Annotated in this window: 17 protein-coding genes; 10 read left to right on the top strand and 7 right to left on the bottom strand. The window is 68.1% G+C overall.

What is annotated here, in order from left to right; genetic code table 11:
- Positions 1-99: 99 nt before the first annotated feature.
- The 6 genes from acuI to F9Z44_RS07160 form a co-directional block, all read right to left on the bottom strand.
- Complete coding sequence (gene acuI / locus F9Z44_RS07185; RefSeq protein ID WP_159604783.1) at positions 100-1,101, bottom strand: acrylyl-CoA reductase (NADPH); 1,002 nt, start codon at positions 1,099-1,101, stop codon at positions 100-102.
- Positions 1,102-1,111: 10 nt separating this feature from the next.
- Positions 1,112-1,375 (bottom strand): hypothetical protein, encoded by a 264-nt coding sequence (locus tag F9Z44_RS07180; RefSeq protein ID WP_159604781.1) that lies wholly within the window; start codon positions 1,373-1,375, stop codon positions 1,112-1,114.
- Between the two features lie 36 nt (positions 1,376-1,411).
- Complete coding sequence (locus F9Z44_RS07175) at positions 1,412-2,836, bottom strand: efflux transporter outer membrane subunit (protein WP_159604779.1); 1,425 nt, start codon at positions 2,834-2,836, stop codon at positions 1,412-1,414.
- Positions 2,837-2,859: 23 nt separating this feature from the next.
- Positions 2,860-6,087, bottom strand: a complete 3,228-nt coding sequence (locus F9Z44_RS07170) for an efflux RND transporter permease subunit (protein ID WP_159604777.1) — start codon at positions 6,085-6,087, stop codon at positions 2,860-2,862.
- A gap of 23 nt (positions 6,088-6,110) precedes the next feature.
- Complete coding sequence (locus tag F9Z44_RS07165) at positions 6,111-7,307, bottom strand: efflux RND transporter periplasmic adaptor subunit (protein WP_159604775.1); 1,197 nt, start codon at positions 7,305-7,307, stop codon at positions 6,111-6,113.
- 90 nt (positions 7,308-7,397) lie between these two features.
- Entirely contained in the window at positions 7,398-8,231 is an 834-nt protein-coding gene (locus tag F9Z44_RS07160; RefSeq protein WP_159604773.1) for an alpha/beta hydrolase, read from the bottom strand.
- 111 nt (positions 8,232-8,342) lie between these two features.
- On the opposite strand from F9Z44_RS07160, the gene F9Z44_RS07155 reads away from it, so the two are divergent.
- Complete coding sequence (locus tag F9Z44_RS07155) at positions 8,343-9,260, top strand: LysR family transcriptional regulator (RefSeq protein ID WP_159604771.1); 918 nt, start codon at positions 8,343-8,345, stop codon at positions 9,258-9,260.
- Between the two features lie 3 nt (positions 9,261-9,263).
- Here F9Z44_RS07155 and F9Z44_RS07150 read toward each other — a convergent pair whose 3' ends face one another.
- A complete protein-coding gene (locus F9Z44_RS07150; RefSeq protein WP_159604769.1) occupies positions 9,264-10,991 on the bottom strand; it encodes a long-chain fatty acid--CoA ligase in 1,728 nt (575 codons plus the stop codon).
- Positions 10,992-11,302: 311 nt separating this feature from the next.
- On the opposite strand from F9Z44_RS07150, the gene F9Z44_RS07145 reads away from it, so the two are divergent.
- The 9 genes from F9Z44_RS07145 to F9Z44_RS07110 all read left to right on the top strand — a co-directional run bounded on the left by F9Z44_RS07145 (position 11,303) and on the right by F9Z44_RS07110 (position 20,789).
- Positions 11,303-12,340: an amino acid ABC transporter substrate-binding protein gene (locus tag F9Z44_RS07145; protein WP_159604767.1), complete on the top strand. Its 1,038-nt coding sequence runs from the start codon at positions 11,303-11,305 to the stop codon at positions 12,338-12,340.
- 109 nt (positions 12,341-12,449) lie between these two features.
- Positions 12,450-13,625 carry an amino acid ABC transporter permease gene (locus F9Z44_RS07140; protein WP_236574286.1) on the top strand — a complete coding sequence of 392 codons (1,176 nt, stop codon included), beginning with the start codon at positions 12,450-12,452 and terminating at the stop codon, positions 13,623-13,625.
- 2 nt (positions 13,626-13,627) lie between these two features.
- On the top strand, positions 13,628-14,731 hold the full coding sequence (locus tag F9Z44_RS22740; protein WP_201450023.1) for an amino acid ABC transporter permease: 1,104 nt from the start codon (positions 13,628-13,630) through the stop codon (positions 14,729-14,731).
- Positions 14,732-14,743: 12 nt separating this feature from the next.
- Positions 14,744-15,487, top strand: coding sequence for an amino acid ABC transporter ATP-binding protein (locus tag F9Z44_RS22735; RefSeq protein ID WP_201450022.1), 744 nt, complete (start codon positions 14,744-14,746; stop codon positions 15,485-15,487).
- Positions 15,488-15,575: 88 nt separating this feature from the next.
- Positions 15,576-16,658: a glycerophosphodiester phosphodiesterase gene (locus F9Z44_RS07130; protein ID WP_159604765.1), complete on the top strand. Its 1,083-nt coding sequence runs from the start codon at positions 15,576-15,578 to the stop codon at positions 16,656-16,658.
- An 89-nt stretch (positions 16,659-16,747) separates the two neighbouring features.
- A complete protein-coding gene (locus F9Z44_RS07125) occupies positions 16,748-17,482 on the top strand; it encodes a DUF1223 domain-containing protein (protein ID WP_159604763.1) in 735 nt (244 codons plus the stop codon).
- A gap of 62 nt (positions 17,483-17,544) precedes the next feature.
- Positions 17,545-17,889 (top strand): hypothetical protein, encoded by a 345-nt coding sequence (locus F9Z44_RS07120; protein WP_159604761.1) that lies wholly within the window; start codon positions 17,545-17,547, stop codon positions 17,887-17,889.
- An 82-nt stretch (positions 17,890-17,971) separates the two neighbouring features.
- Positions 17,972-19,378: a TolC family protein gene (locus tag F9Z44_RS07115; protein WP_159604759.1), complete on the top strand. Its 1,407-nt coding sequence runs from the start codon at positions 17,972-17,974 to the stop codon at positions 19,376-19,378.
- A 13-nt stretch (positions 19,379-19,391) separates the two neighbouring features.
- Positions 19,392-20,789 carry a multicopper oxidase family protein gene (locus F9Z44_RS07110; RefSeq protein ID WP_159608617.1) on the top strand — a complete coding sequence of 466 codons (1,398 nt, stop codon included), beginning with the start codon at positions 19,392-19,394 and terminating at the stop codon, positions 20,787-20,789.
- The last annotated feature ends 17 nt before the right edge of the window (positions 20,790-20,806 follow it).

Raw genomic sequence — 20,806 nt, 5'->3', positions numbered from 1 at the left:
AGCAATCGTTTTTGTTTGAGCCATGAACCCACACAACGCAACCGGGGAGGGTATTCCCCCGTCGCCGCCCTGCTTTGTAACACGCCGTCACGGCATGTATCAACGGTTCACGTTGACCACCAGCCGCCCGCGCACCCGTCCGGCCAGGATGTCGCCGCCAGCGGCGATGGCGTCACCCAGGCCGATCTCCTTCGTGATCGAGGCCAGTTGCTCCCGGTTCAAGGTCTTGGCGAGTGCGTCCCAGGCGGCCACGCGCCGGGCCATGGGTGCCATCACGCTGTCGATGCCATGGAGCGTGACGCCGCGCAGGATGAAGGGCGCCACGCTGGCCGGCAGGTCCATGCCCTGGGCCAGGCCGCAGGCCGCCACCGCGCCGCCGTAGCGCGTGCTGGCGCAGGCATTGGCCAGGGTGTGGCTGCCCACCGAATCGACCACGCCGATCCAGCGCTCTTTCTGCAGCGGCTTGCCCGGTGCGCTGAGCTCCTGGCGGTCGATCACGCTGGCCGCACCGAGCGACTTCAGGTATTGCGCTTCCTGCGGCCGGCCGGTGGACGCGACCACCGTGTGACCCAGACCAGCGAGCAGCGAAATCGCCACCCCGCCCACGCCGCCGCCGGCACCGGTCACCAGCACCTCGCCGCTGCCGGGCTGCACGCCCGCGTCGGCCCAGTGCCGCTGCAGCGCCATCACGCACAGCATGGCGGTGTAGCCCGCAGTGCCCACGGCCATGGCGTCGCGCTCGCTCAGGGTGTCGGGCAGAGCCACCAGCCAGTCGCCCTTGACGCGCGCCATCTGCGCCAGCCCGCCCCAGTGCGATTCACCCACGCCGAAGCCGTTGAGCAGCACGCGGTCGCCGGCTTTCCAGCGGGGGTGGTCGCTCTGCGTCACCGAGCCCGCGAAGTCGATGCCGGGCACCATGGGAAAGCTGCGCACCACCGGTGACTTGCCGGTGATGGCCAGGCCGTCCTTGTAGTTCACGGTGGAGTAGTCCACACGCACCGTCACTTCGCCCGTGGCGGGCAGTTGTGCCTCGTCGAGTTCGGTGAGATCGCAGCGGTAGCCGGACTCGGGTTTGGTGATCACGAGAGCGTTGAACGGCATGGTCTGTCTCCTATCGGATGGGGGTGTCGGGGATGGGGGTGTCGGGGCTGGTGTGTGGGGCGTTCTCGCGCCACAGGCGCGCGAGCAGCCACCAGCCGATCAGGGTGTTGGAGAGCGCGAGCAGACCGACGATCAGGCGCAGACCCATGGGCGGGTCTGTCAGGTGGATGAACCCGACCATGAAGGACGACAGGGCGTTGAACCCCAGCATGAGCCAGAACAGGCCCTGGCGAGGCTGCCACAGGCGGCGGAAGGCTTCGGTCAATGACGGCATGCCGCCATTGTGCCGGCGCCGGCCCACCTCCGGTGCTCAGGCGCCCCGGGCCGGCGCGCCGGACTCCCACCCGCCACCGATCGCGCGGATGAGCCGCACCGTGGCCTGCTGCCGGGCGGCCTCCACGCGCTGCGCCTGCCGCCGGTTGACCAGCTCGTTGCGGCGCGCGTCGAGCAACTCCAGCTGGCTGACCAGCCCGTTGCGGTAGCGCGTTTCAGAGATCGCGCTGGCGCGCTGCGCGGCACTGACCGCGCGGCCCTGGGCTTGCGACTGGTCCTGCAGCCAACGCAGGGCGGACAGCTGGTCTTCGACCTCGCGAAAGGCGTTCAGCACCTGGCCCCGGTAACTCGCGGCGGCGGCGTCCAGCTGCGCCTGTGCGCCCTGCACGCCGGCCTCACGCCGGCCGCCATCGAACAGCGGCACGGACATCAGCGCGCCGATGCCCCAGGCGCGGGCCGACCACTTGAAGAGATCGCCGATGTCGGGCGACGCATAACCCGCGGCTGCGGTGAGCGAGACACTGGGAAACCAGGCCGCCTGGGCCACACCCACGCGGGCCTGCGCGGCCAGCAGCGAAGCCTGCGCCGCGGCCACGTCGGGTCGGCGCGCGAGCACCGTGCCCGGCACGTCGGCCGGGATCACCGGCAGCGCGCGGTCGCCGTTCGTGGCGGCGAGCGCGAAGCCCGAGGCGGGCTCGCCCACCAGCACGGCCAGCGCGTGTTCCAGCTCGGCACGGCCGCGGTTGAGCGCGAACACCTCGGCCTCGGTGGCGGCGAGTTCGGTCTGGATGCGGATCACGTCGAGCTCGGCCACGTCGCCGGCCTCGAAGCGGCGCTGCGTGAGGCGCAGCGTGTCGCCGTAGGCGGTGGCGGTGTCCTGCACCAGCGTGCGTTCCGTGTCCACGGCGCGCAGCGCCAGGTAGGTCTGGGCCACCTCGGCCTGCACCAGCAGGCGCGTGCTCTGCAGCAGGGCTTCGCGCGATTGCGCGTCCAGCTCGGCCGCGTCGCGCACGCGCCCCAGGCGGCCGAACAGGTCCACCTCATACGAGAGGTTCACGCCGGCTTCGAGCAGCGTGGCCGGTGTGGCGCCGCTGGCGGTGTTGGCCCCGGCGCCACGGGAGGCGCCGGCCCCCACGCCGATCTGCAGTGCGCGGTCGGCCTGGGCGCCGCGCACCAGCGAGCGCGCCTGCGCCAGGCGGGCCGCCGCTTCCTGGATGTCGGTGTTGTTCGCACCGGCGCGCTCGGCCAGGTCGTCGAGCACCGGATCGTTGAATGCCTTCCACCAGGTGCCTCGGCTCTGGGCCTCGGCGGGCTGGGCGATGGTCCAGTGCTCGTTCTGGCGCTGCTGTTCCTTGAATTGCGGTGGCGTGTCTGCGGCCGTCGGCAGCGGCGGCAGCGCGGTGGCACAGCCCGCCAGGAAGAGCGCGGCAGCCAGCGGCAACAGGTGATGGAGCTTGTTCATGGTGTGCATCGTCTGTGTCTTCTTCAATGGGTCAGGGGAGCGGCGGGCACGGCGCGCGCGCTGCCGCCACCGCCGGAGGCGAAGCCCTCGAAGTGGGGGATTTCGCCATGCTGGCGCAGTGGGCGGTTGCCCGCCAGGCGGCGCAGCAGCACGTAGAACACCGGCGTGAGGAACAGGCCGAAGGCGGTGACGCCGATCATTCCGGCGAACACGGCCACACCCATGGCCGAGCGCATCTCGGCGCCCGCGCCAGTGGCCAGCACCAGCGGCAGCACGCCCATCACAAAAGCCAGCGAGGTCATGAGGATGGGGCGCAGCCGCAAGCGGCTGGCTTCGATCGCGGCCTGCACCGGCGACCTGCCCGCAAACTCCAGCTCGCGCGCGAACTCCACGATCAGGATCGCGTTCTTCGCCGAGAGCCCCACCAACACGATCAGCCCGATCTGCGTGAACACGTTGTTGTCGCCCCCGTCCAGCCACACGCCGGTCATGGCGGCAAGCAGGCCCATGGGCACGATCAGGATGATGGACAGCGGCAGCGTGAGGCTTTCGTACTGCGCGGCCAGCACCAGGAACACCAGCAGGATCGCGAGCGGGAACACCCACAGCGCGGAGTTGCCGGCCAGGATTTCCTGGTAGGTGAGCTCGGTCCATTCGAAGCCGATGCCTTGGGGCAGCGTCTCGGCGGCGATGCGCTCGATCGCGTCCTGCGCCTGGCCCGACGAGAAGCCGGGCGCGGGGCCGCCGTTGATGTCGGCCGAGAGGTAGCCGTTGTAGCGCATGGCGCGCTCCGGGCCGAAGCTGGAGTTCACCTTCATCAGCGCCGACAGCGGCACCATCTCGCCCGAGTTCGAACGCACCTTGAGCAGGCCCACGTCTTCGGCGCGCGCGCGGTAGGGCGCATCGGCCTGGGCGCGCACGCTGTAGGTGCGGCCGAACTGGTTGAAGTCGTTCACGTACAGGCTGCCGAGGTAGATCTGCATGGTGTCGAAGATGTCCGTGACCGGCACGCCGAGCTGGCGCGCCTTGGTGCGGTCGATGTCGGCGTAGAGCTGCGGCACGTTGACCTGCCAGCTCGTGAACATGCCGGCGAGCTCGGGCGTCTGGTAAGCCTTGGCCATGAAGGCTTTCACCGCCGCGTCCATCGCCTCATAGCCCAGCGAGGCCTTGTCTTCCAGCTGCAGCTTGAAGCCACCCGTGGTGCCCAGGCCCGCCACCGGTGGTGGCGGGAACATCACGATGAAGGCGTCCTGGATGCTGCCGTAGGCCTGGTTCAGCTGACCCGCCACAGCACCACCGCTCTGGTCGGCGCGCTGGCGCTCGGCAAAGGGCTTGAGCGTGGCGAACACGATGCCGGAGTTCGAGCTGTTGGTGAAGCCGTTGATCGACAACCCGGGGAAGGCGATCGCGTCTTCCACGTTCGGGTTCTGCTTGGTGATCTCGCCCATGCGCTGGATCACGTCTTCGGTGCGGTCGAGCGTGGCGCCGTCGGGCAGCTGCGCAAAGCCGATCAGGTACTGCTTGTCCTGCGCGGGCACGAAGCCGCTGGGCACCGCCTTGAACAGGCCGAAGGTCACGCCCACCAGCGCGAGGTAGATCACCATCATCAGCGCCTTGCGCGAGATGACGCGCCGCACGCCGCCGCTGTAGGCCTCGGAGCCACGGTTGAAGAGGCGGTTGAAGCCGCGAAACAGCGGGCCGAAGACGCGATCCATGCCGCGCGTGAGCGCGTCCTTGGGAGCGTTGTGACCGCGCAGCAGCAGGGCAGCGAGCGCGGGCGAGAGCGTGAGCGAGTTGATGGCCGAGATCACGGTGGAGATCGCGATGGTCACTGCGAACTGCTTGTAGAACTGGCCGGTGAGGCCGCTGATGAAAGCCAGCGGCACGAACACCGCGACCAGCACCAGCGCGATCGCGATGATGGGCCCCGACACTTCCTTCATCGCGCGGTAGGTGGCGTCGCGCGGCGAGAGCCCCGCCTCGATGTTGCGTTCCACGTTCTCCACCACCACGATGGCGTCGTCCACCACGATGCCGATCGCCAGCACCAGGCCGAACAGCGAGAGCGCGTTGATCGAGAAGCCCAGCAAATGCAGCACCGCGAAGGTGCCCACCACCGACACCGGCACCGCCAGCAGCGGAATGATGGAGGCGCGCCATGTCTGCAGGAACACGATCACCACCAGCACCACCAGCGCAATGGCTTCGAGCAGCGTGGTGATCACGGACTTGATCGAGGCACGCACGAACTGCGTGGGGTCGTAGGCGATGCGGAATTCCACGCCCTCGGGCATGTTCTTCTGCAGCTCGGCCATGGTGGCGCGCACCTGGGCCGAGATGTCGAGCGCGTTGGAGCCTGGTGCCTGGAACACGCCCATGCCCACAGCGGGCTTGTTGTTGAGCAGCGAGCGCAGCGAATAGTCGGCTGCGCCCATCTCCAGCCGGGCGATGTCGCGCAAGCGGGTCACGGCACCGTCGGCACCGGTCTTGACGATGATGTCGCCGAACTCCTCTTCGGTCTGCAAGCGGCCCTGGGCGTTGATGGACAACTGCATGTCCACGCCCGGCAAGCCCGGCGAAGCGCCGACCACACCGGCCGCGGCCTGCACGTTCTGCCCACGGATCGCCGTGACCACGTCGCTGGCCGAGAGGCCGCGCTGCGCGACCTTCTGCGGGTCAAGCCAGACGCGCATGGAGTAGTCACCACCACCGAAGATCTGCACCTGGCCCACACCGGGGATGCGTGCGAGCCGGTCCTTGACGTTGAGCACCGCGTAGTTGCGCAGGTAGTTGATGTCGTAGCGGTCGTTGGGCGAGACCAGGTGCACCACCATCGTGATGTCGGGCGAGCTTTTGACCGTGGTGATGCCCAGGCGGCGAACTTCCTCGGGCAGGCGCGGCTCGGCCTGCGAGACGCGGTTCTGCACCAGCTGCTGGGCCTTGTCGGGGTCGGTGCCGAGCTTGAAGGTGACGGTGAGCGTCATCACGCCGTCGGTCGTGGCCTGGCTGCCCATGTAGAGCATGCCTTCGACACCGTTGATGGACTCCTCCAGCGGCGTGGCCACGGTTTCGGCGATCACCTTGGGGTTGGCGCCCGGGTACTGGGCGCGCACCACCACCGAGGGCGGTGCCACCTCGGGGTACTCGGAGATCGGCAGGCCGCGCAGCGCGACCAGACCGGCGATCAGGATCAGCAGCGAGAGCACGCCCGCGAAGATCGGCCGATCAATGAAGAATTTCGAGAGGTTCATGGTGTTCTTTTCACTGGCAAGGCTCAGGACTTGGCCACGGCGACGGCGTTGTTCATGGGCACGGTCTGCGGTTGCACCACGTCACCGGGACGCACGCGCTGCAGGCCGTTGACGACGATGCGCTCGCCGGGTTTCAGGCCACTGAGCACGGTGCGCAGGCCATCGACCGGCGCGCCCAGCGTGACGGCCCGGTACTCGGTCTTGTCGCCCTCGCCCACCACCAGCACGTACTTCTTGTCCTGGTCGGTGCCCACCGCGCGCTCGCTCACCAGCAGGGTGCGCGCGGTCTGCGGCTGGCCCATGCGGATGCGCGCGAACTGCCCGGGCATCAGGCTGCCGTCCTTGTTGTCGAAGACGGCGCGCACGCGCACCGTGCCGCTGCGTGGGTCGACCTGGTTGTCGATCAGCTGCAACTGGCCGGCATACGGCGTGTCGCTCGTGGCCGAGGTGCCCATCTGCACGGGGATGCGTTCGACCGCCGGGCGTGCACCGCCCGCCAGGCCCTTGAGCGCGCCGGTCACGGTCTTTTCGTCGGCGTCGAAGCTGGCGTAGATCGGGCTGACCGACACCAGGGTGGTGAGCACGGGCGCACCCGGGCCGGCGGCGATCAGGTTGCCCACGGTCACCTCCAGTTTGCCGATGCGCCCGGCCACCGGGGCGCGCACCTGCGTGTAGCCCAGACTCAGGCGGCTGCTTTGCAACTGGGCCTGCGCGGCCTTGAGGTTGGCCTCGGCTTCGCGCAGCGCGCTCTCGCGGTCGTCCAGCTCGCGCCGCGCAATCGCCTTGTCTTCCCACAAGCGGCTGGCGCGCGTCAGCTCGTTGCCGGCGTGGGTCACGCGGGCCTGGGCCGCCACGGTTTGCGCTTCAGCGCGCGCCGCTTCCGCTTCGTATGGCGCGGGGTCGATGGAGATCAGCAGGTCGCCCTTGGCCACCAAGGCGCCTTCGCGGAAATGCGTTGCCTGCACCACACCGGCCACCCGCGAACGGATGTCCACCCGCTCCACGGCCTCCAGCCGGCCGGAGAACTCTTCCCAGGCGGCGATGTCGCTCTCGGTCACGGTGGCCACGGACACCGGCATGGGCGGCGGTGCGCTCGCCGGCGCACTGGCCCGGGCGACGCCGGCTTCCTGCAGGAGTGCGATCCCCGCGAGGGTGACGGCAGCCAGGACGGCGGCGGTGGGCCACCAGATGCGGCGCAGAGGAGTGGGCAAGTTGGACATGGTTTTTCCTTTTTGAGGGCGAGCGGGACCTCCCCCGGTGGATGACCGGGGTTGGCGTTTCAGGGTGGTGGGAAAAGGGGGCGGCGTCCGTCAGGACGGTGGCGGTGTCGCGGCCTGGAAGAAGGCACGGACGTGTTCGCGCACCTCGACGGCGCACGGACATTCCCCGGGGGGCTGCTCGCTCAGCGAGTCGGGCCAGCCGGTGGTGGAGGGCAACACGCCGCTGTGCACGGCGATGCCCGCGCCGCGCAGGCGCTCGGCGTAGGCCAGGGCTTCGTCGCGCATCGGGTCGTCGCCGCCGGTCAGGATCAACGCCGGTGGCAGACCGGCAAGGCGCTGCGCGTGGCAGGGCACGGCATAGGGATGTTCGGCGTCCATCGGGCCGCGCAGGTACTGCTGCCAGCCATCGATCCACTTGCAGCCGGTGGCTTCACCCATGGTCTGGCGCAGCGAGGCGGTGGCGTTGCACGGGTCCAGCATGGGGGCGACCAGGATCTGGCCGGCCAGCGGCGGGTGGGCGCGATCGCGCACCATCAGCGCCACCGCAGCGGCGATGTTGCCGCCCGCTTCTTCACCGGCGACGAACAGCGGCGCGGTGGAACCGGCCAGGCGGGTTCGCTGCTTGTACAGCCACTCCAGCGCCGCATAGCCGGCCTCCACCGCGTCGGGGAAACGGTGCGCGGGCGCCAGCGGGTAGGCCAGTGAGGCCACCACCGCGCCCGAGCTGGCCAGCAGTTCGGCCAGGCAGGCACCGCTGTCCAGGTCGCCCGAGACGAAGGCACCGCCGTGAAAGTGCAACACCAGCGGCACCGCGCCACCGCGCGGCTTCTTGCCCCACACGCGCAGCTCCAGCCCTGGCGTGCCCGGCACCGACAGGGGGTGTGTCTGCGCCACGGAGGCGGACGTTGACGTAGTTGAACCCATGGGCTGGACTATAGGCATGCCGTTGATGCGGATAAAGCCAGGTTCAAACAGTTCTGTGTTTCGATTGCATGAACAATCCGCCCACAAAACAGCGCATCGAGGAGTGAGGGCATGGATCAGATTCAATCAATACGCGTTTTCGCGCGCGTGGTGGAGGCCGGCACCTTCACCAAGGCGGCGGAGTCGCTGGACCTGCCCAAAGGCACGGTGACCAAACTGGTTCAGCACCTGGAGGCTCGCCTGAAGGTCAAGCTGCTCAACCGCACCACGCGGCGCGTGACCGTCACGCCCGATGGTGCGGCCTACTACGAGCGCACGGTGCGTGTGCTCAACGACCTCGACGACATCGAGGCCAGCATGACCAACGCGCAGGCCAAGCCCAGCGGGCGCCTGCGCGTGGACGTGGGCACCTCGGTGGCGCAGCAGATCATCATCCCCGCACTGGCCGACTTTTACCGCCGTTTCCCCGACATCCAGCTCGACCTGGGCGTGACCGACCGCTCGGTCGACCTGCTGGCGGACAACGTGGACTGCGTGATCCGTGGCGGTGAGTTGCTCGACCAGTCGCTGGTGGCGCGGCGCGTGGCCAACGTGCCGCTGATCACGGTGGCCTCGCCCGCATACCTGCGGGCGCACGGCACACCCACGCACCCTGAGCAGCTGGAGCTGGAGCACACCACGGTGAACTATTTCTCCACCCGCAACGGGCGGCCCTTCGCCAACGAGTTCGAGAGAGATGGCCAGACGCTGGAGATTTCGGGCCGATACCGGCTCTCGGTGAACGAGAGCAACGCCATGACCGCGGCGGTGCTCGCGGGCCTGGGCGTGGCGCAGATCGGCGCGTTCACCGCGGTGCCGCTGATCGAGCGCGGCGAGCTGGTGCAGGTGCTGGACGAATGGACCTGCCACAACATCCCGCTCTACGTCGTGTATCCGCCGAACCGCCACCTCAGCGCGAAGGTGCGGGCGTTCGTGGAATGGGTCGCGGACCTGTTCTCGACGCACCCACAGATGTCGACCAGGGCCTGAGCTTCAGGCGACGCCTGGCGTCTTCGTGGCTTCCTGCTCCTGCAACAAGCGCCACATCACCTTGCCACTTCCACTCTTGGGCAAGGCGCTGAGAAACTCCACCGTGCGCGGGCACTTGTAGACCGCCATGTGCTCTCGGCACCAGTCCAGGATGTCCTGCTCGCTCGTGGTGGCGCGGTGCGATTCGCGCAGCACCACCAGAGCCTTCACGCTTTCGCCGCGGTAGGCGTCGGAAGTCGCGATCACGCAGGCTTCGGCGATGGCCGGGTGCTTGAACATGAGCACCTCCACCTCGGCCGGCCAGACCTTGAAGCCGCTGGCGTTGATCATGCGTTTGAGGCGATCGGTGATGAAGTAGTAGCCGTCTTCGTCGATGCGACCGAGATCGCCCGAGCGGAAGAAACGCTTGCCCTCGACGGTGATGAAGGCGGCCTCCGTGGCCTCGGGGCGCTTCCAGTAGCCGTCGAACACCTCGGGCCCGCAGATGATGATTTCGCCGGCTTCGCCCTGCGGCATGTCTTCCAGCGTGATCGGGTCGATCACGCGCGCCTCGGTGCTCATGAAGGGAATGCCCAGGCATTGCTGCTTGGGGTGATCGGGCGGGTTGTTGTGCGAGGGCGCGGCGGTCTCGGTGAGGCCGTAGCCCTCGGAGTAGCGCAGGCCGTACTGCTCCAGCAGGCGCTGCGCCACCGCCTGCGGCATGGCCGCGCCGCCGCCACCCACCAGCACCAGGCTGGAGAGGTCGTACTGGTCAAAGCGCGGGCTCGCCAGCAGGTCGATCACCATGGTGGGGATGTTGGTCCAGTGCGTGACGCGCCAGCGCGAGATGAGCTGACCAGCGAGGTCGCGGTCCCAGCGTGGCATCACCACCATGGTCGCGCCGTTGAACACGGATGCGTGCATGCCCGCCACCATGCCGGTGATGTGGAACATGGGCACCACCAGCAGGCCGACGTTCTCGGACGTGCTGTTGGTCCACAGGCCCACGGCCACCGCGTTGTGCATGAGCGTGCGGTGCGGGTGCATGCAGCCCTTGGGCAGACCGGTGGTGCCGCTGGTGTAGGGCAGCACGGCGAGGTCGTCCGGGCCACGGTTGTGGGCCGGCGCCGTGCCGCTGCAGGCCAGGGCCTCGGCCCAGTCGCTCACCGTGCCACCGGGCAGCGCGGGCAGGGCGTGGCGTGTACCCAGCCAGTCGGCCCAGGCGGTCGGTATCTCGGCTTTCGGGCCATAGGTGTCGCTGTAGTGGGAGACGACCAGGTGGCGCAGACGCTCGCCCTCGGGCACCTCGGCATTGGCCTTGAGCAACTCGCCGGCGAGATCGGCCGCGGCGATGGCCACGCGCGCGTCGGGGTCGGTGATGTAGTGCTGCAGCTCATCGGCCCGGTTCATCGGATTGACCGGCACCACCACCGCGTTGGCCCGCAGGATGGCGAAGTGCGCCACGACCCACTGCGGGCAGTTCTGCATCAGCAGAATCACGCGCTCGCCGTCTTGCAGGCCCTGCTCGCGCAGATGCGCCGCGAGCCGCTCGGCCTGTTCCAGCAGCTGCCGGTAGGTGAGCACCTGATCGAAGAACACCAGCGCGGGCTTGTCGGGGTAGCGCAGCGCGCTGACCGCCAGGTTGTGCCACAGCGAGGTGGCCGGCGGGGTGATCTGGTGGGGCAGGCGCGTGGGCCAGAAGCGGTGATGCGGCGCGGAAGATCCCGCCTCCACCGTGGTGCTGTTGCTCATGCGCTGGTCTCCGTTGTTCTGTGTTCGGGGCAAAGGATACGGGTCGCCTTCGCCGAAAGAAAACGCCCCATGTCGCGGGAGAGACCGCGACCGCCAATCCCCCCAATGGCATGGAACCTGCATGACGAACTTCGCGGGCGTGCGCGTGCTTCCATCTCGATGTGGTCATGTGCGATTTGCATGGCTTTCACACGTAAACCCCGATCCCGGGCCCAAAAGGCCAGGAATACATTCGATTGCGTTCGCGGTGTGCACCCAACAGGTGCGCGTCCTGCGGCAGCAGACATCCTTTCAACCCCTGGAGAGACCTGATGAAGATGACGACCCTGAAACTCGCAGCCCTGGGCCTGAGCGCCGCAGCCACCTTGGCCAGCATGCCGGCTCACGCAGGCAAGGACCTTGATGCCATCAAGAAACGCGGCGAGCTGATTTGTGGGGTCAACACCGCACTGCCCGGCTTCTCGGCGGCCGACAGCCAGGGCAAGTGGAGCGGCATGGACGTGGACGTGTGCCGCTCGGTGGCCGCGGCGGTTCTCAACAACCCGGACAAGGTGCGCTTCGTCCCCCTGACCGCCCAGCAGCGCTTCACCGCCCTGCAGTCCGGCGAGATCGACATGCTGGCCCGCAACACCACCTGGACCCTGACCCGCGACGCCTCCCTGGGCCTGAGCTTCACCGGCGTGAATTTCTACGACGGCCAGGGTTTCATGGTGCCCAAGAAGCTCAACGTGAAAAGCGCCAAGCAGCTCAAGGGCGCCACGGTGTGCGTGCAGTCCGGCACCACGACCGAACTCAACCTGACCGACTACTCGCGCGCCAACAAGCTCAACATCAAGCCCGTGGTGTTTGAAAAACTTGAAGCCGCGCTGGCCGCCTACTCGTCAGGCCGCTGCCAGGCCTACACCACCGATGCCTCGGGTCTGGCCTCCAGCCGCGCCAAAGACATGGCCAAGCCCGACGACCACCTGATCCTGCCCGAACTGATCTCCAAGGAGCCCCTGGGCCCGGCCGTGCGCCGGGGCGACGACGAGTGGGCCGCCATCGTGCGGTGGGTTGGCTTTGCCCTGCTGGAAGCCGAAGAGTACGAAGTGACCCAGGCCAACGCCGACCAGATGAAGACCAGCAGCACCAACCCCGGGGTGATGCGTCTGCTGGGCGCGGGCACCGAAGACACCGGCAAGCTGCTGGGCCTGGACAAGGAATGGGCGTTTCGCGCCGTCAAGGCCACCGGCAACTACGGCGAGATCTTCGAGCGCCACGTGGGCCCCAAGACCGCCATCGGCCTGCCCCGCGGCAGCAACAACCTCTGGAGCAAGGGCGGCCTGATGTACGCACCGCCAGTGCGCTGAACCCGCACGCCGCTGCGCAGCACGGCAACCCGACAGTCAAGAGCACCGGGGCGAAAGCTCCGGTGCTTCTTTTCAAGCTCTTTCTGGTTCACCCACCTCCGAGGCTGTCTTGAAATCCCCTTCTCCCCCTCCCCGCAGGCGCCAGTGGTCGCTCAACAGCCGGGCCACCCGTGGCCTGCTGTTCCAGTTGATCGCGCTGGTCGTGATCGCACTCGGCATCTGGTTTCTGGCGCACAACACGCAACGCAACATGCAGGTGCGTGGCATCCAGAGCGGCTTCGACTTTCTGGGCTCTGCCGCCGGCTTCGACATCGGCGAAACCCTCATCACCTACGACCCGAGCGAGAGCTACGGCAAGGCCATCTGGGTCGGTGTGCTCAACACCCTGAAGGTGGCCGCACTCGGCATCCTGTTCACCACCCTGCTGGGGGTTCTGCTGGGCGTGGGCCGCTTCTCGCGCAACGGCCTGGTGCGCGGCATCTGCTACGGCTACGTCGAGCTGTTCCGCAACGTGCCCATCCTGCTGCAGCTGCTGATGTGGTACCTCATCTTCATCGATGTCCTGCCGGCCTCCAACGAGGCCTGGAATCTGTCAGGCCTGTTTTTCCTGAGCAAGGGCGGGTTCGCCTTCCCCTACCCCGCGGCCGGCCTGGGTGCCGCCACGGCAGGGGCGGCCGTGGGGCTGGTGGCCGTGTGGCTGTGGCTGCGCCGGGTTCAACAGCGGTTTGAAGCCACCGGGCACGATGGTGACCGCCTGTGGACCCCCATCGCGCTGGTGATCGCGTGTGCCTTCGCCGGCTGGGCTGCCTCCGGCATGCCGACAGCTTGGAACGTGCCCGAGCAGCTGGTGTTCATGGTTGACGGCGGCGTGTCGGCCACCCCCGAGTTCATGACCATTCTGGTGGGATTGGTCATGTACACCTCGGCCTTCGTGGCCGAGGTGGTGCGAAGCGGCATCCAGTCGGTCAGCCGGGGCCAGGACGAAGCGGCCGCCGCGCTGGGCCTGAACCCGCGCCAGAAGATGAAGCTGGTGGTGCTGCCCCAAGCCATGCGGGTGATCGTGCCGCCCCTGACCAACCAGTACCTCAACCTGACCAAGAACTCGTCGCTGGCGGTGGCCATCGGCTACCCCGACGTGGTGTCGATCGCCAACACCACCATCAACCAGAGCGGCCGCGCGGTGGAGTGCATCGCCATCATCATGCTGGTCTACCTCACCACCTCGCTCAGCACCTCGCTGCTGATGAACTGGTACAACCAGCGCGTGGCGATCAAGGAGCGATGAGCATGTCCGACACGTTCGCGCCCATCGCCCCCCGCCCTTCCCCGGTGAAGAGCTCGGGCCTCGTGCCCTGGATCCGGCACAACCTGTTCGCCGACTGGCGCAGCACCCTCGTCACGCTGTTCGTGCTCGGCCTGCTGGCCTGGGTGCTGCCCGGCTTCATCCGCTGGATGCTGATCGACGCCGTGATGCGCCCCGACGCCGACGCCTGCCAGGCCGCCCGCGGCGTGGGCGCCTGCTGGGGCGTGGTGGCCGAGAAGTACCGCGTCATGCTGTTTGGCCGTTACCCGTTCGACGAACAATGGCGCCCGCTGCTGGCCACCTCGCTCATGATGGGCGGCCTCGTCCTGAGTTGTGTGCGTTTCTTCTGGAAGGCCTGGCTGGCGCTCATGTGGGTGGGCATCCTGGCGCTGTTCTTCATCCTCATGGGCGGCGGCGTGTTCGGCCTGTCCGGTGTGCGCACCGACCTCTGGGGCGGCCTGCCACTGACCGTGATGCTGGCCACGCTGTCCATCTTCCTGGCCTTCCCGCTGGCGGTGGTGGTGGCGCTGGGGCGGCGTGGGCGGCTGCCCGCCATCCGCACCGCCTGCATCGTCTACATCGAACTCATCCGTGGCGTGCCGCTGATCTCGGTGCTGTTCATGGCTTCCTTCATGTTTCCGCTGTTCATGCCGCAGGGCGTGACGCTGGACGTGCTGGTGCGCGTGATCGCGGGCATCACGTTGTTTGCTGCGGCCTACATGGCCGAGATCATCCGCGGTGGTCTGCAGGCCATTCCCAAGGGCCAGCTGGAAGCGGCCGACACGCTGGGCCTGAGCTACTGGCAGACCCAACGCAAGATCGTGCTGCCGCAGGCCCTGGCCATGGTGGTGCCCAGCATCATGAACACCTTCATCTCGCTGTTCAAGGACACCTCGCTGGTGACCATCGTCTCGCTCTACGAGCTCACCGGTGCACTGGCGCTGGCACTCAACGCCGACGTGAACTGGCGCCCGTTCAAGCTGGAGGCCTACCTCTTCATCACCCTCATCTACTTCACGGTCTGCTTCGCGATGTCGCGCTACAGCCTGTGGGTGGAGAAGCAACTGAGCGCCAGCAAGGCCCGCTGAAGGAACAAGAACATGTCAGATCCCATCATCCGTTTCGACAAGGTCAACAAGTGGTACGGCAACGACTTCCACGTGCTGCGCGACATCGATCTCGATGTGGCCAAGGGCGAGCGCATCGTGGTCTGCGGCCCTTCGGGCTCGGGCAAGTCCACGCTGATCCGCTGCATCAACCGCCTGGAGGAACACCAGCAAGGCCATCTGTTCGTTGACGGCATCGAGCTCACCGACGACATCAAGGCGATCGACCAGGTGCGCAAGAACGTGGGCATGGTGTTCCAGCAGTTCAACCTGTTCCCGCACCTGACCGTGCTGGAAAACCTCACGCTATCCCCGATGTGGGTCGGCAAGATGCCCAAGAAGGAGGCCGAGGAGAAGGCCATGGTGCAGCTGCAGCGGGTGCGCATTGCCGAACAGGCCGGCAAGTACCCCTTGCAGCTCTCGGGTGGCCAGCAGCAGCGCGTGGCGATTGCGCGCGCGCTGTGCCTCACGCCCAAGATCATGCTGTTCGACGAGCCCACTTCGGCGCTCGACCCGGAGATGATCAAGGAGGTGCTCGACGTGATGGTGGAGCTGGCCAACCTGGGCATCACCATGATCTGCGTGACCCACGAAATGGGCTTCGCCAAGGCCGTGGCCGACCGCGTGATTTTCATGGACCAGGGCCAGATCGTGGAGCAGAACACGCCCACCGAATTCTTCAACCACCCGCAGAACGAACGCAGCCGGGACTTCCTCTCCAAGATCCTCGGGCATTGATTCGTAACGCTTCTTTTCACGGCAGGTTGTTTGACTTGTGAGGGTCATGTGGCGCTGACACAATGCGCGGGTTCTCGAGGAGGCCCACATGACCACGCAACCCCCGTTCACCGTTCAACGGCTCTCGTGGCTGCGCTGGAGTTGCACCACCGCGCTGGGCCTGTCGGTGTGGTGCGCGGGCGCTGCGCTGGCCTTTGACGCGCAGGGCCACCGGGGCGCGCGGGGCCTGGCACCCGAGAACACGCTCGCCGGCATCGAACAGGCCCTGGCCATCGGCGTGACCACCCTCGAATTCGACGTGGTGCTCAGCGCCGAGGGGGTGCCGGTGGTCTCGCACGACACCGCGCCCAACCCCGACATCACCCGCGATGCCAGCGGCAAGTGGCTGCAGTCGCGCGGCAAACCCTTCAACCAGCTCAGCCTGGAGCAGATCGCCGGCCTGGATGTGGGGCGCATCAACCCGGCCAGCCGCTACGCGCGCGATTTCCAGAACCAGGCGCCACAAGACGGTGAGCGCATCCCCACACTGGCCGCCCTCTTCGAGCGGGTCAAGCGGCTGGGAGCCGGTCATGTTCGCTTCAACATCGAGCTCAAGCTGCATCCGCGCCGCCCCGACGAGTCGCCCGAACCCGAAGCCTTCGTGCGCGCGGTGGCGTCCGTCATCAACAGCCAGGGCATGGCCTCGCGCACGACCCTGCAAAGCTTTGACTGGCGCGTGCTCAAGGCCAGCCAGTCGATCGCGCCGGGCCTGCCGCTGTCGTTCCTGTCGGCCCAGCTCGCCCGCTTCAACACGCTGGCCGAAGGTGAATGGACCTCGGGCCTGAAGCTCGCCGATTTCGAGGATGCTCCGACCATGGTGGCGGCCGCTGGCGGCAGGCTCTGGTCGCCCCACTTCAACGACCTGAGCCAGGCCACGCTGGCGCGGGCCCGTTCGCTAAACCTGCGCGTGATTCCCTGGACGGTGAACGAGCCCAACGACATGGCGCGCCTGATCGACTGGGGGGTGGACGGACTGATCACCGACTACCCCGACCGCTTGCGCGCCGTGATGCAGCAGCGCGGCATGGTGCCGCCGCCGGCGGTGGCCAGCCCGCCGGCCACCGCCGGACTGGCACCACCCGCACCCAGGGCGGAGCCGGTGCGCTTCGGCGTGGCCCCCGACCTGCGCTGACCCGAGCGGCCACCCACCTCCCATCGGTTCGGGTGTAAGCCAGCAGGTCGGTGGCCGACCAACCGCCATCACCACCTTCGGAGATGGCCATGCCCACCACCCCACGCGCTCTGCCCACCCTCGCCGCCCTCGCAGGCGTTTTCCTCACGGTGGGGGCGGCCGCCCAAAGCTGCGAAATCCGCTCGGGACCCCGACCACCGGCCGTGGTGGAGCTCTACACGTCCGAAGGCTGCAGCTCGTGCCCACCGGCCGACCGCTGGCTCTCCACCCTCAAGGCCAGGGACAACGTGCTTGCCCTCTCCTTCCACGTGAACTACTGGAACCACCTGGGCTGGCGCGATCCGTTCGCCACACCGGAAACCACCGCCCGGCAATACCGGATGAAGGAGGCCCTGGGTGGCAAACACGTCTACACGCCCCAGGTGGTGCTCAACGGGCGCGACCACCGCGACTGGAACGGCCAGAGCGCCAGCAGCCTGGGTGGCTTGCCCGCCGCGGCCGCGCCGGCCTTGCGGCTGAGCCGCCAGGGCAACGTGGTCACGGCGCAGATCGCGGCCACCCAGGGCACCGAGCTGGCGGGCTACTGGGCGGTGCTGCAGGACGGCCTGGTGAGCAAGGTCACGCGAGGCGAGAACGCTGGCGAAGATCTCCGCCACGACCATGTGGTGAGCAGGTACCAACCGGTGCCCTCCTGGAGCGCCGCGCATGGCAACAGCGCCCGGCTCGTGCTGCCCGCTGGCTCGACGCAGCGTGTGGCCTTCGTGGTGAGCGACCCCACGCTCACCCAGCCGGTGCAGGCGCTGGTGCTGCAATGCCCCATCTGAAACAACCGGTTTCAACCCGGACGGATGGAACCAATACCGATCGATCCGTATCATCCATACCCATGCGCCACTGGTTCCTCGTCCTCATGATCGCCTTGCTGCCCCTGCGCGGCTGGGTGGGCGACGCCATGGCGGTGGAGATGTTGACCCTGCCCGCCCACGCGACCATGGTCATGGAAGAGCACGGCACCGGTCACGACCATTGCGCTTGTGACGAGCACGCCACATCGGCTCAGAACGACGGCGACCACCCACACAGCGCCTGTGATGTCTGCAATGGCCCAGCCCTGGCAATGGCCATGCCCGGCGTGCAGACCCCACCCACGGTGCACAGCCGGCTCGCACCGCCCGCCGATCGATTCGCCAGCACCGAGGCCCAACGGGGCATCAAACCACCCATTTCCTGAGTTCACATGCCACAGGTGCGTCCGCAGCAGCCCGACCAAGGCTGCGGCAGCGGGCGTCGGTTCGTGATTTCAGGAGATTTTCATGGTGGTTTTGCGGCGGTTGTCACCGCCTTTCACACACACGCGCAGTTGCATCGCGGCCTTGAGCCTGATCTGCCTGTCGGCGCTCGGATGGCCGGCGCTGGCGCAGCCTGACAACGCGCTTCAAGCCGCCGATCCGGCGACCCCCGCATCGGCTGTGGCACCGTTGGCCCTGCCCGCCACTGGCGCCACCGCGCCGCAAGAGCGCCCGGCCGACATCGCCCGGGCACGCGAGATCTGGCAACGCGCCAACGAGCGCGTTGCCGAGTTCCCGCGAGGCCACGCCGACCTGCTGCGCTGGGAAGCCCGCAACCCCGGTGACGCCGCGCCCGCGGCTGAAGGCAACAGCGCCCGCCCCGAGCCGCTGGATGTGGCGCAGGCGCTGCGCCTGTCCTTGCGCCTGCGGCCCGACCTGTTCACCCACGCCGACATGAACGCGCTCGACCAGGCCGCCGTGCAGGTGGCCTACGCCGGCCACGTGCGCGACGTGCAGCGCGCCTGGGTCGACGCGGTGAGCGCGCGCCAGAGCTGGCGCCACGCCAGCGAGCTGTGGGACGCCACGCGCACCGGCAGCGAACTTGGCCGGCGCATGGTGGTGGCCGGCAACTGGAGCCAGGCCAAGCTGATGCGCGAACAGCTGACCGAAGCCAGCGCCTGGCAGGTCAGCGTGAATGCGCAGGGCACGGCCCTGGCCGCCCAGGAACGGCTCGCCCAACTGCTCGGCCTGTGGGATGCACAAGCCGTGGCCCGGCTGGGCGAGCGCCTGCCGGCGAGCCTGCCGGCCCCGCCGCCGCGCGCGGCCCCAGGCGCTGGTCTGAGCGAAACCACACTGGAGGCAGCCGTGCTGCGAGCTGATCCACTGCTCAATCTGCAACGCACCGAGGCACAGCGCGAACTCAACGCCGTGAGCGCAAGCCGCCGGCAGACCTGGGCCGCGGCGGTGGACGCCGCCCTGGTGGCCATGCCCGACCCGGGCACAGCGTCGACCCCACCGCACATCGGCAACCTCTCGCTGCTGCGCGACCACCCCCTGGAGCGCGCGACCCGCGCCGAGGCCAGCTTGCTGCGCGCCGCGAGCGAGCGCCGCTCCATGGCACGCCAGGCCTGGGCGGAGCTGCAGGCCCGCCACGCCAGCGCGCTGCATGCGCAAAACGTGGTGGCCCAGCTGCAAGCCGCCCTGGAGCAGGAAACCGTGCTGCGCTACAACGGCATGTTGCAGAGCAGCTGGGACCTGCTCGCCAGCGCGCGCGAGCGCATGCAGTCGCTTGACGCCGCCTTGCAGGCCCGGCGCGACTACTGGCGCGCCCATGCCGACTGGCAAGCCCTGCTGAACGGTGCCGGCTACGCCGGCCCCGACACCGCCTCCAACGCCGGCGCAGGCACCACCACCACCCCGGCAGGACACTGACATGAACAAGACGATGAACCGAAGAAACTGGCTGGCTGGCGCTGCCGTGGGCGCCGTGGCGGCCACCAGCGTGAGCCGCGTGGCCCTGGCCGCCATCCCCGAGCCCGTGCAGCAAACCTCTGCCAACACCGCCCCGCCCTGGACGCCCCCGGGGGTGACGGGCGCAGGCCGGCCCTACAACCCGGTGGTCACGCTCAACGGCTGGACCGCGCCCTGGCGCATGAACGCAGGTGTGAAGGAATTCCACCTCGTGGCCGAGCCTGTGGTGCGCGAGATGGCGCCGGGCTTCATGGTCAACATGTGGGGCTACAACGGGCAGAGCCCGGGCCCGACCATCGAGGTGGTCGAGGGCGACCAGGTGCGCATCTATGTGACCAACCGCCTGCCCGAACACACCACCATCCACTGGCACGGCCAGCGCCTGCCCAACGGCATGGACGGAGTGGGTGGCCTGAACCAGCCGCAGATCAAGCCCGGGCAGACCTTCGTCTACGAGTTCACCGCACGGCGCCCCGGCACTTTCATGTACCACCCGCACGCCGATGAAATGACGCAGATGGCCATGGGCATGATGGGCCTGTGGATCACGCACCCGAAGGCCAAGCACCCGCTGATCGAGGACGTGCAGCGCGACTACTGCTTCCTGCTCAACGCTTTCGACGTGGAGCCCGGCAGCATGACGCCGCAGGTCAACACCATGCTCGACCAGAACATCTGGAGCTGGAACAGCCGCGTGTTCCCCGGCATCACGCCGCTGGTGGCGCGCCTGGGCGAGCGGGTGCGCGTGCGCGTGGGCAACCTCACCATGACCAACCACCCGATCCACATCCACGGCATCGAGTTTGAAGTGACCGGTACCGACGGCGGCCCCACACCCAAGGGCTCTCGCTGGCCCGAGGTCACCACCGACGTGGCCGTGGGACAGATGCGCCAGCTGGAGTTCGTGGCCGACGAGCCGGGAGACTGGGCCATGCACTGCCACAAGAGCCACCACACCATGGGCGCCATGGGCCACGGCGTGCCCACCATGATCGGCGTGGACCACCGAGGTCTGGTGAAGCCGCTGCAGCGCGCCGTGCCCGACTACATGGTCATGGGCGAACGCGGCATGGCCGACATGGGCGAGATGCAGATGGAGCTACCCACCAATACCTTCCCCATGATGACCGGCACCGGGCCGTATGGCGCCATCGAGATGGGCGGCATGTTCACCACGCTCAAGGTGCGCGCTGACCAGAAGACGGGCGACTACAGCGACCCGGGCGTCTACAAGCTGCCACCAGGCACTCAGGCGCGGCTGGTGGACACCGGCACCGCCCCACAGGCCACGCGCCCCGCCCCATCCACGAACCCCACCCCACCGGCCACCAGCACCGTGCGCAAGCCCGCGGGCGGCCACGACCACCACTGAAACTTTCACGGAGAACA

This window comes from Hydrogenophaga sp. PBL-H3 (assembly GCF_010104355.1).
GTDB lineage: Bacteria > Pseudomonadota > Gammaproteobacteria > Burkholderiales > Burkholderiaceae_C > Hydrogenophaga.
This window is presented reverse-complemented; position numbering and strand designations above follow the sequence as displayed.

Coding starts and splice junctions, on each gene's coding strand:
- F9Z44_RS22735 (WP_201450022.1), top strand. CDS start 14,744: ATGTCAGATCCCATCATCCGTTTCGACAAGGTCAACAAGTGGTACGGC.
- F9Z44_RS07130 (WP_159604765.1), top strand. CDS start 15,576: ATGACCACGCAACCCCCGTTCACCGTTCAACGGCTCTCGTGGCTGCGC.
- F9Z44_RS07115 (WP_159604759.1), top strand. CDS start 17,972: ATGGTGGTTTTGCGGCGGTTGTCACCGCCTTTCACACACACGCGCAGT.
- F9Z44_RS07170 (WP_159604777.1), bottom strand. CDS start 6,087: ATGAACCTCTCGAAATTCTTCATTGATCGGCCGATCTTCGCGGGCGTG.
- F9Z44_RS07150 (WP_159604769.1), bottom strand. CDS start 10,991: ATGAGCAACAGCACCACGGTGGAGGCGGGATCTTCCGCGCCGCATCAC.
- F9Z44_RS22740 (WP_201450023.1), top strand. CDS start 13,628: ATGTCCGACACGTTCGCGCCCATCGCCCCCCGCCCTTCCCCGGTGAAG.
- acuI (WP_159604783.1), bottom strand. CDS start 1,101: ATGCCGTTCAACGCTCTCGTGATCACCAAACCCGAGTCCGGCTACCGC.
- F9Z44_RS07110 (WP_159608617.1), top strand. CDS start 19,392: ATGAACCGAAGAAACTGGCTGGCTGGCGCTGCCGTGGGCGCCGTGGCG.
- F9Z44_RS07145 (WP_159604767.1), top strand. CDS start 11,303: ATGAAGATGACGACCCTGAAACTCGCAGCCCTGGGCCTGAGCGCCGCA.
- F9Z44_RS07125 (WP_159604763.1), top strand. CDS start 16,748: ATGCCCACCACCCCACGCGCTCTGCCCACCCTCGCCGCCCTCGCAGGC.
- F9Z44_RS07175 (WP_159604779.1), bottom strand. CDS start 2,836: ATGAACAAGCTCCATCACCTGTTGCCGCTGGCTGCCGCGCTCTTCCTG.
- F9Z44_RS07160 (WP_159604773.1), bottom strand. CDS start 8,231: ATGGGTTCAACTACGTCAACGTCCGCCTCCGTGGCGCAGACACACCCC.
- F9Z44_RS07155 (WP_159604771.1), top strand. CDS start 8,343: ATGGATCAGATTCAATCAATACGCGTTTTCGCGCGCGTGGTGGAGGCC.
- F9Z44_RS07180 (WP_159604781.1), bottom strand. CDS start 1,375: ATGCCGTCATTGACCGAAGCCTTCCGCCGCCTGTGGCAGCCTCGCCAG.
- F9Z44_RS07120 (WP_159604761.1), top strand. CDS start 17,545: ATGCGCCACTGGTTCCTCGTCCTCATGATCGCCTTGCTGCCCCTGCGC.
- F9Z44_RS07165 (WP_159604775.1), bottom strand. CDS start 7,307: ATGTCCAACTTGCCCACTCCTCTGCGCCGCATCTGGTGGCCCACCGCC.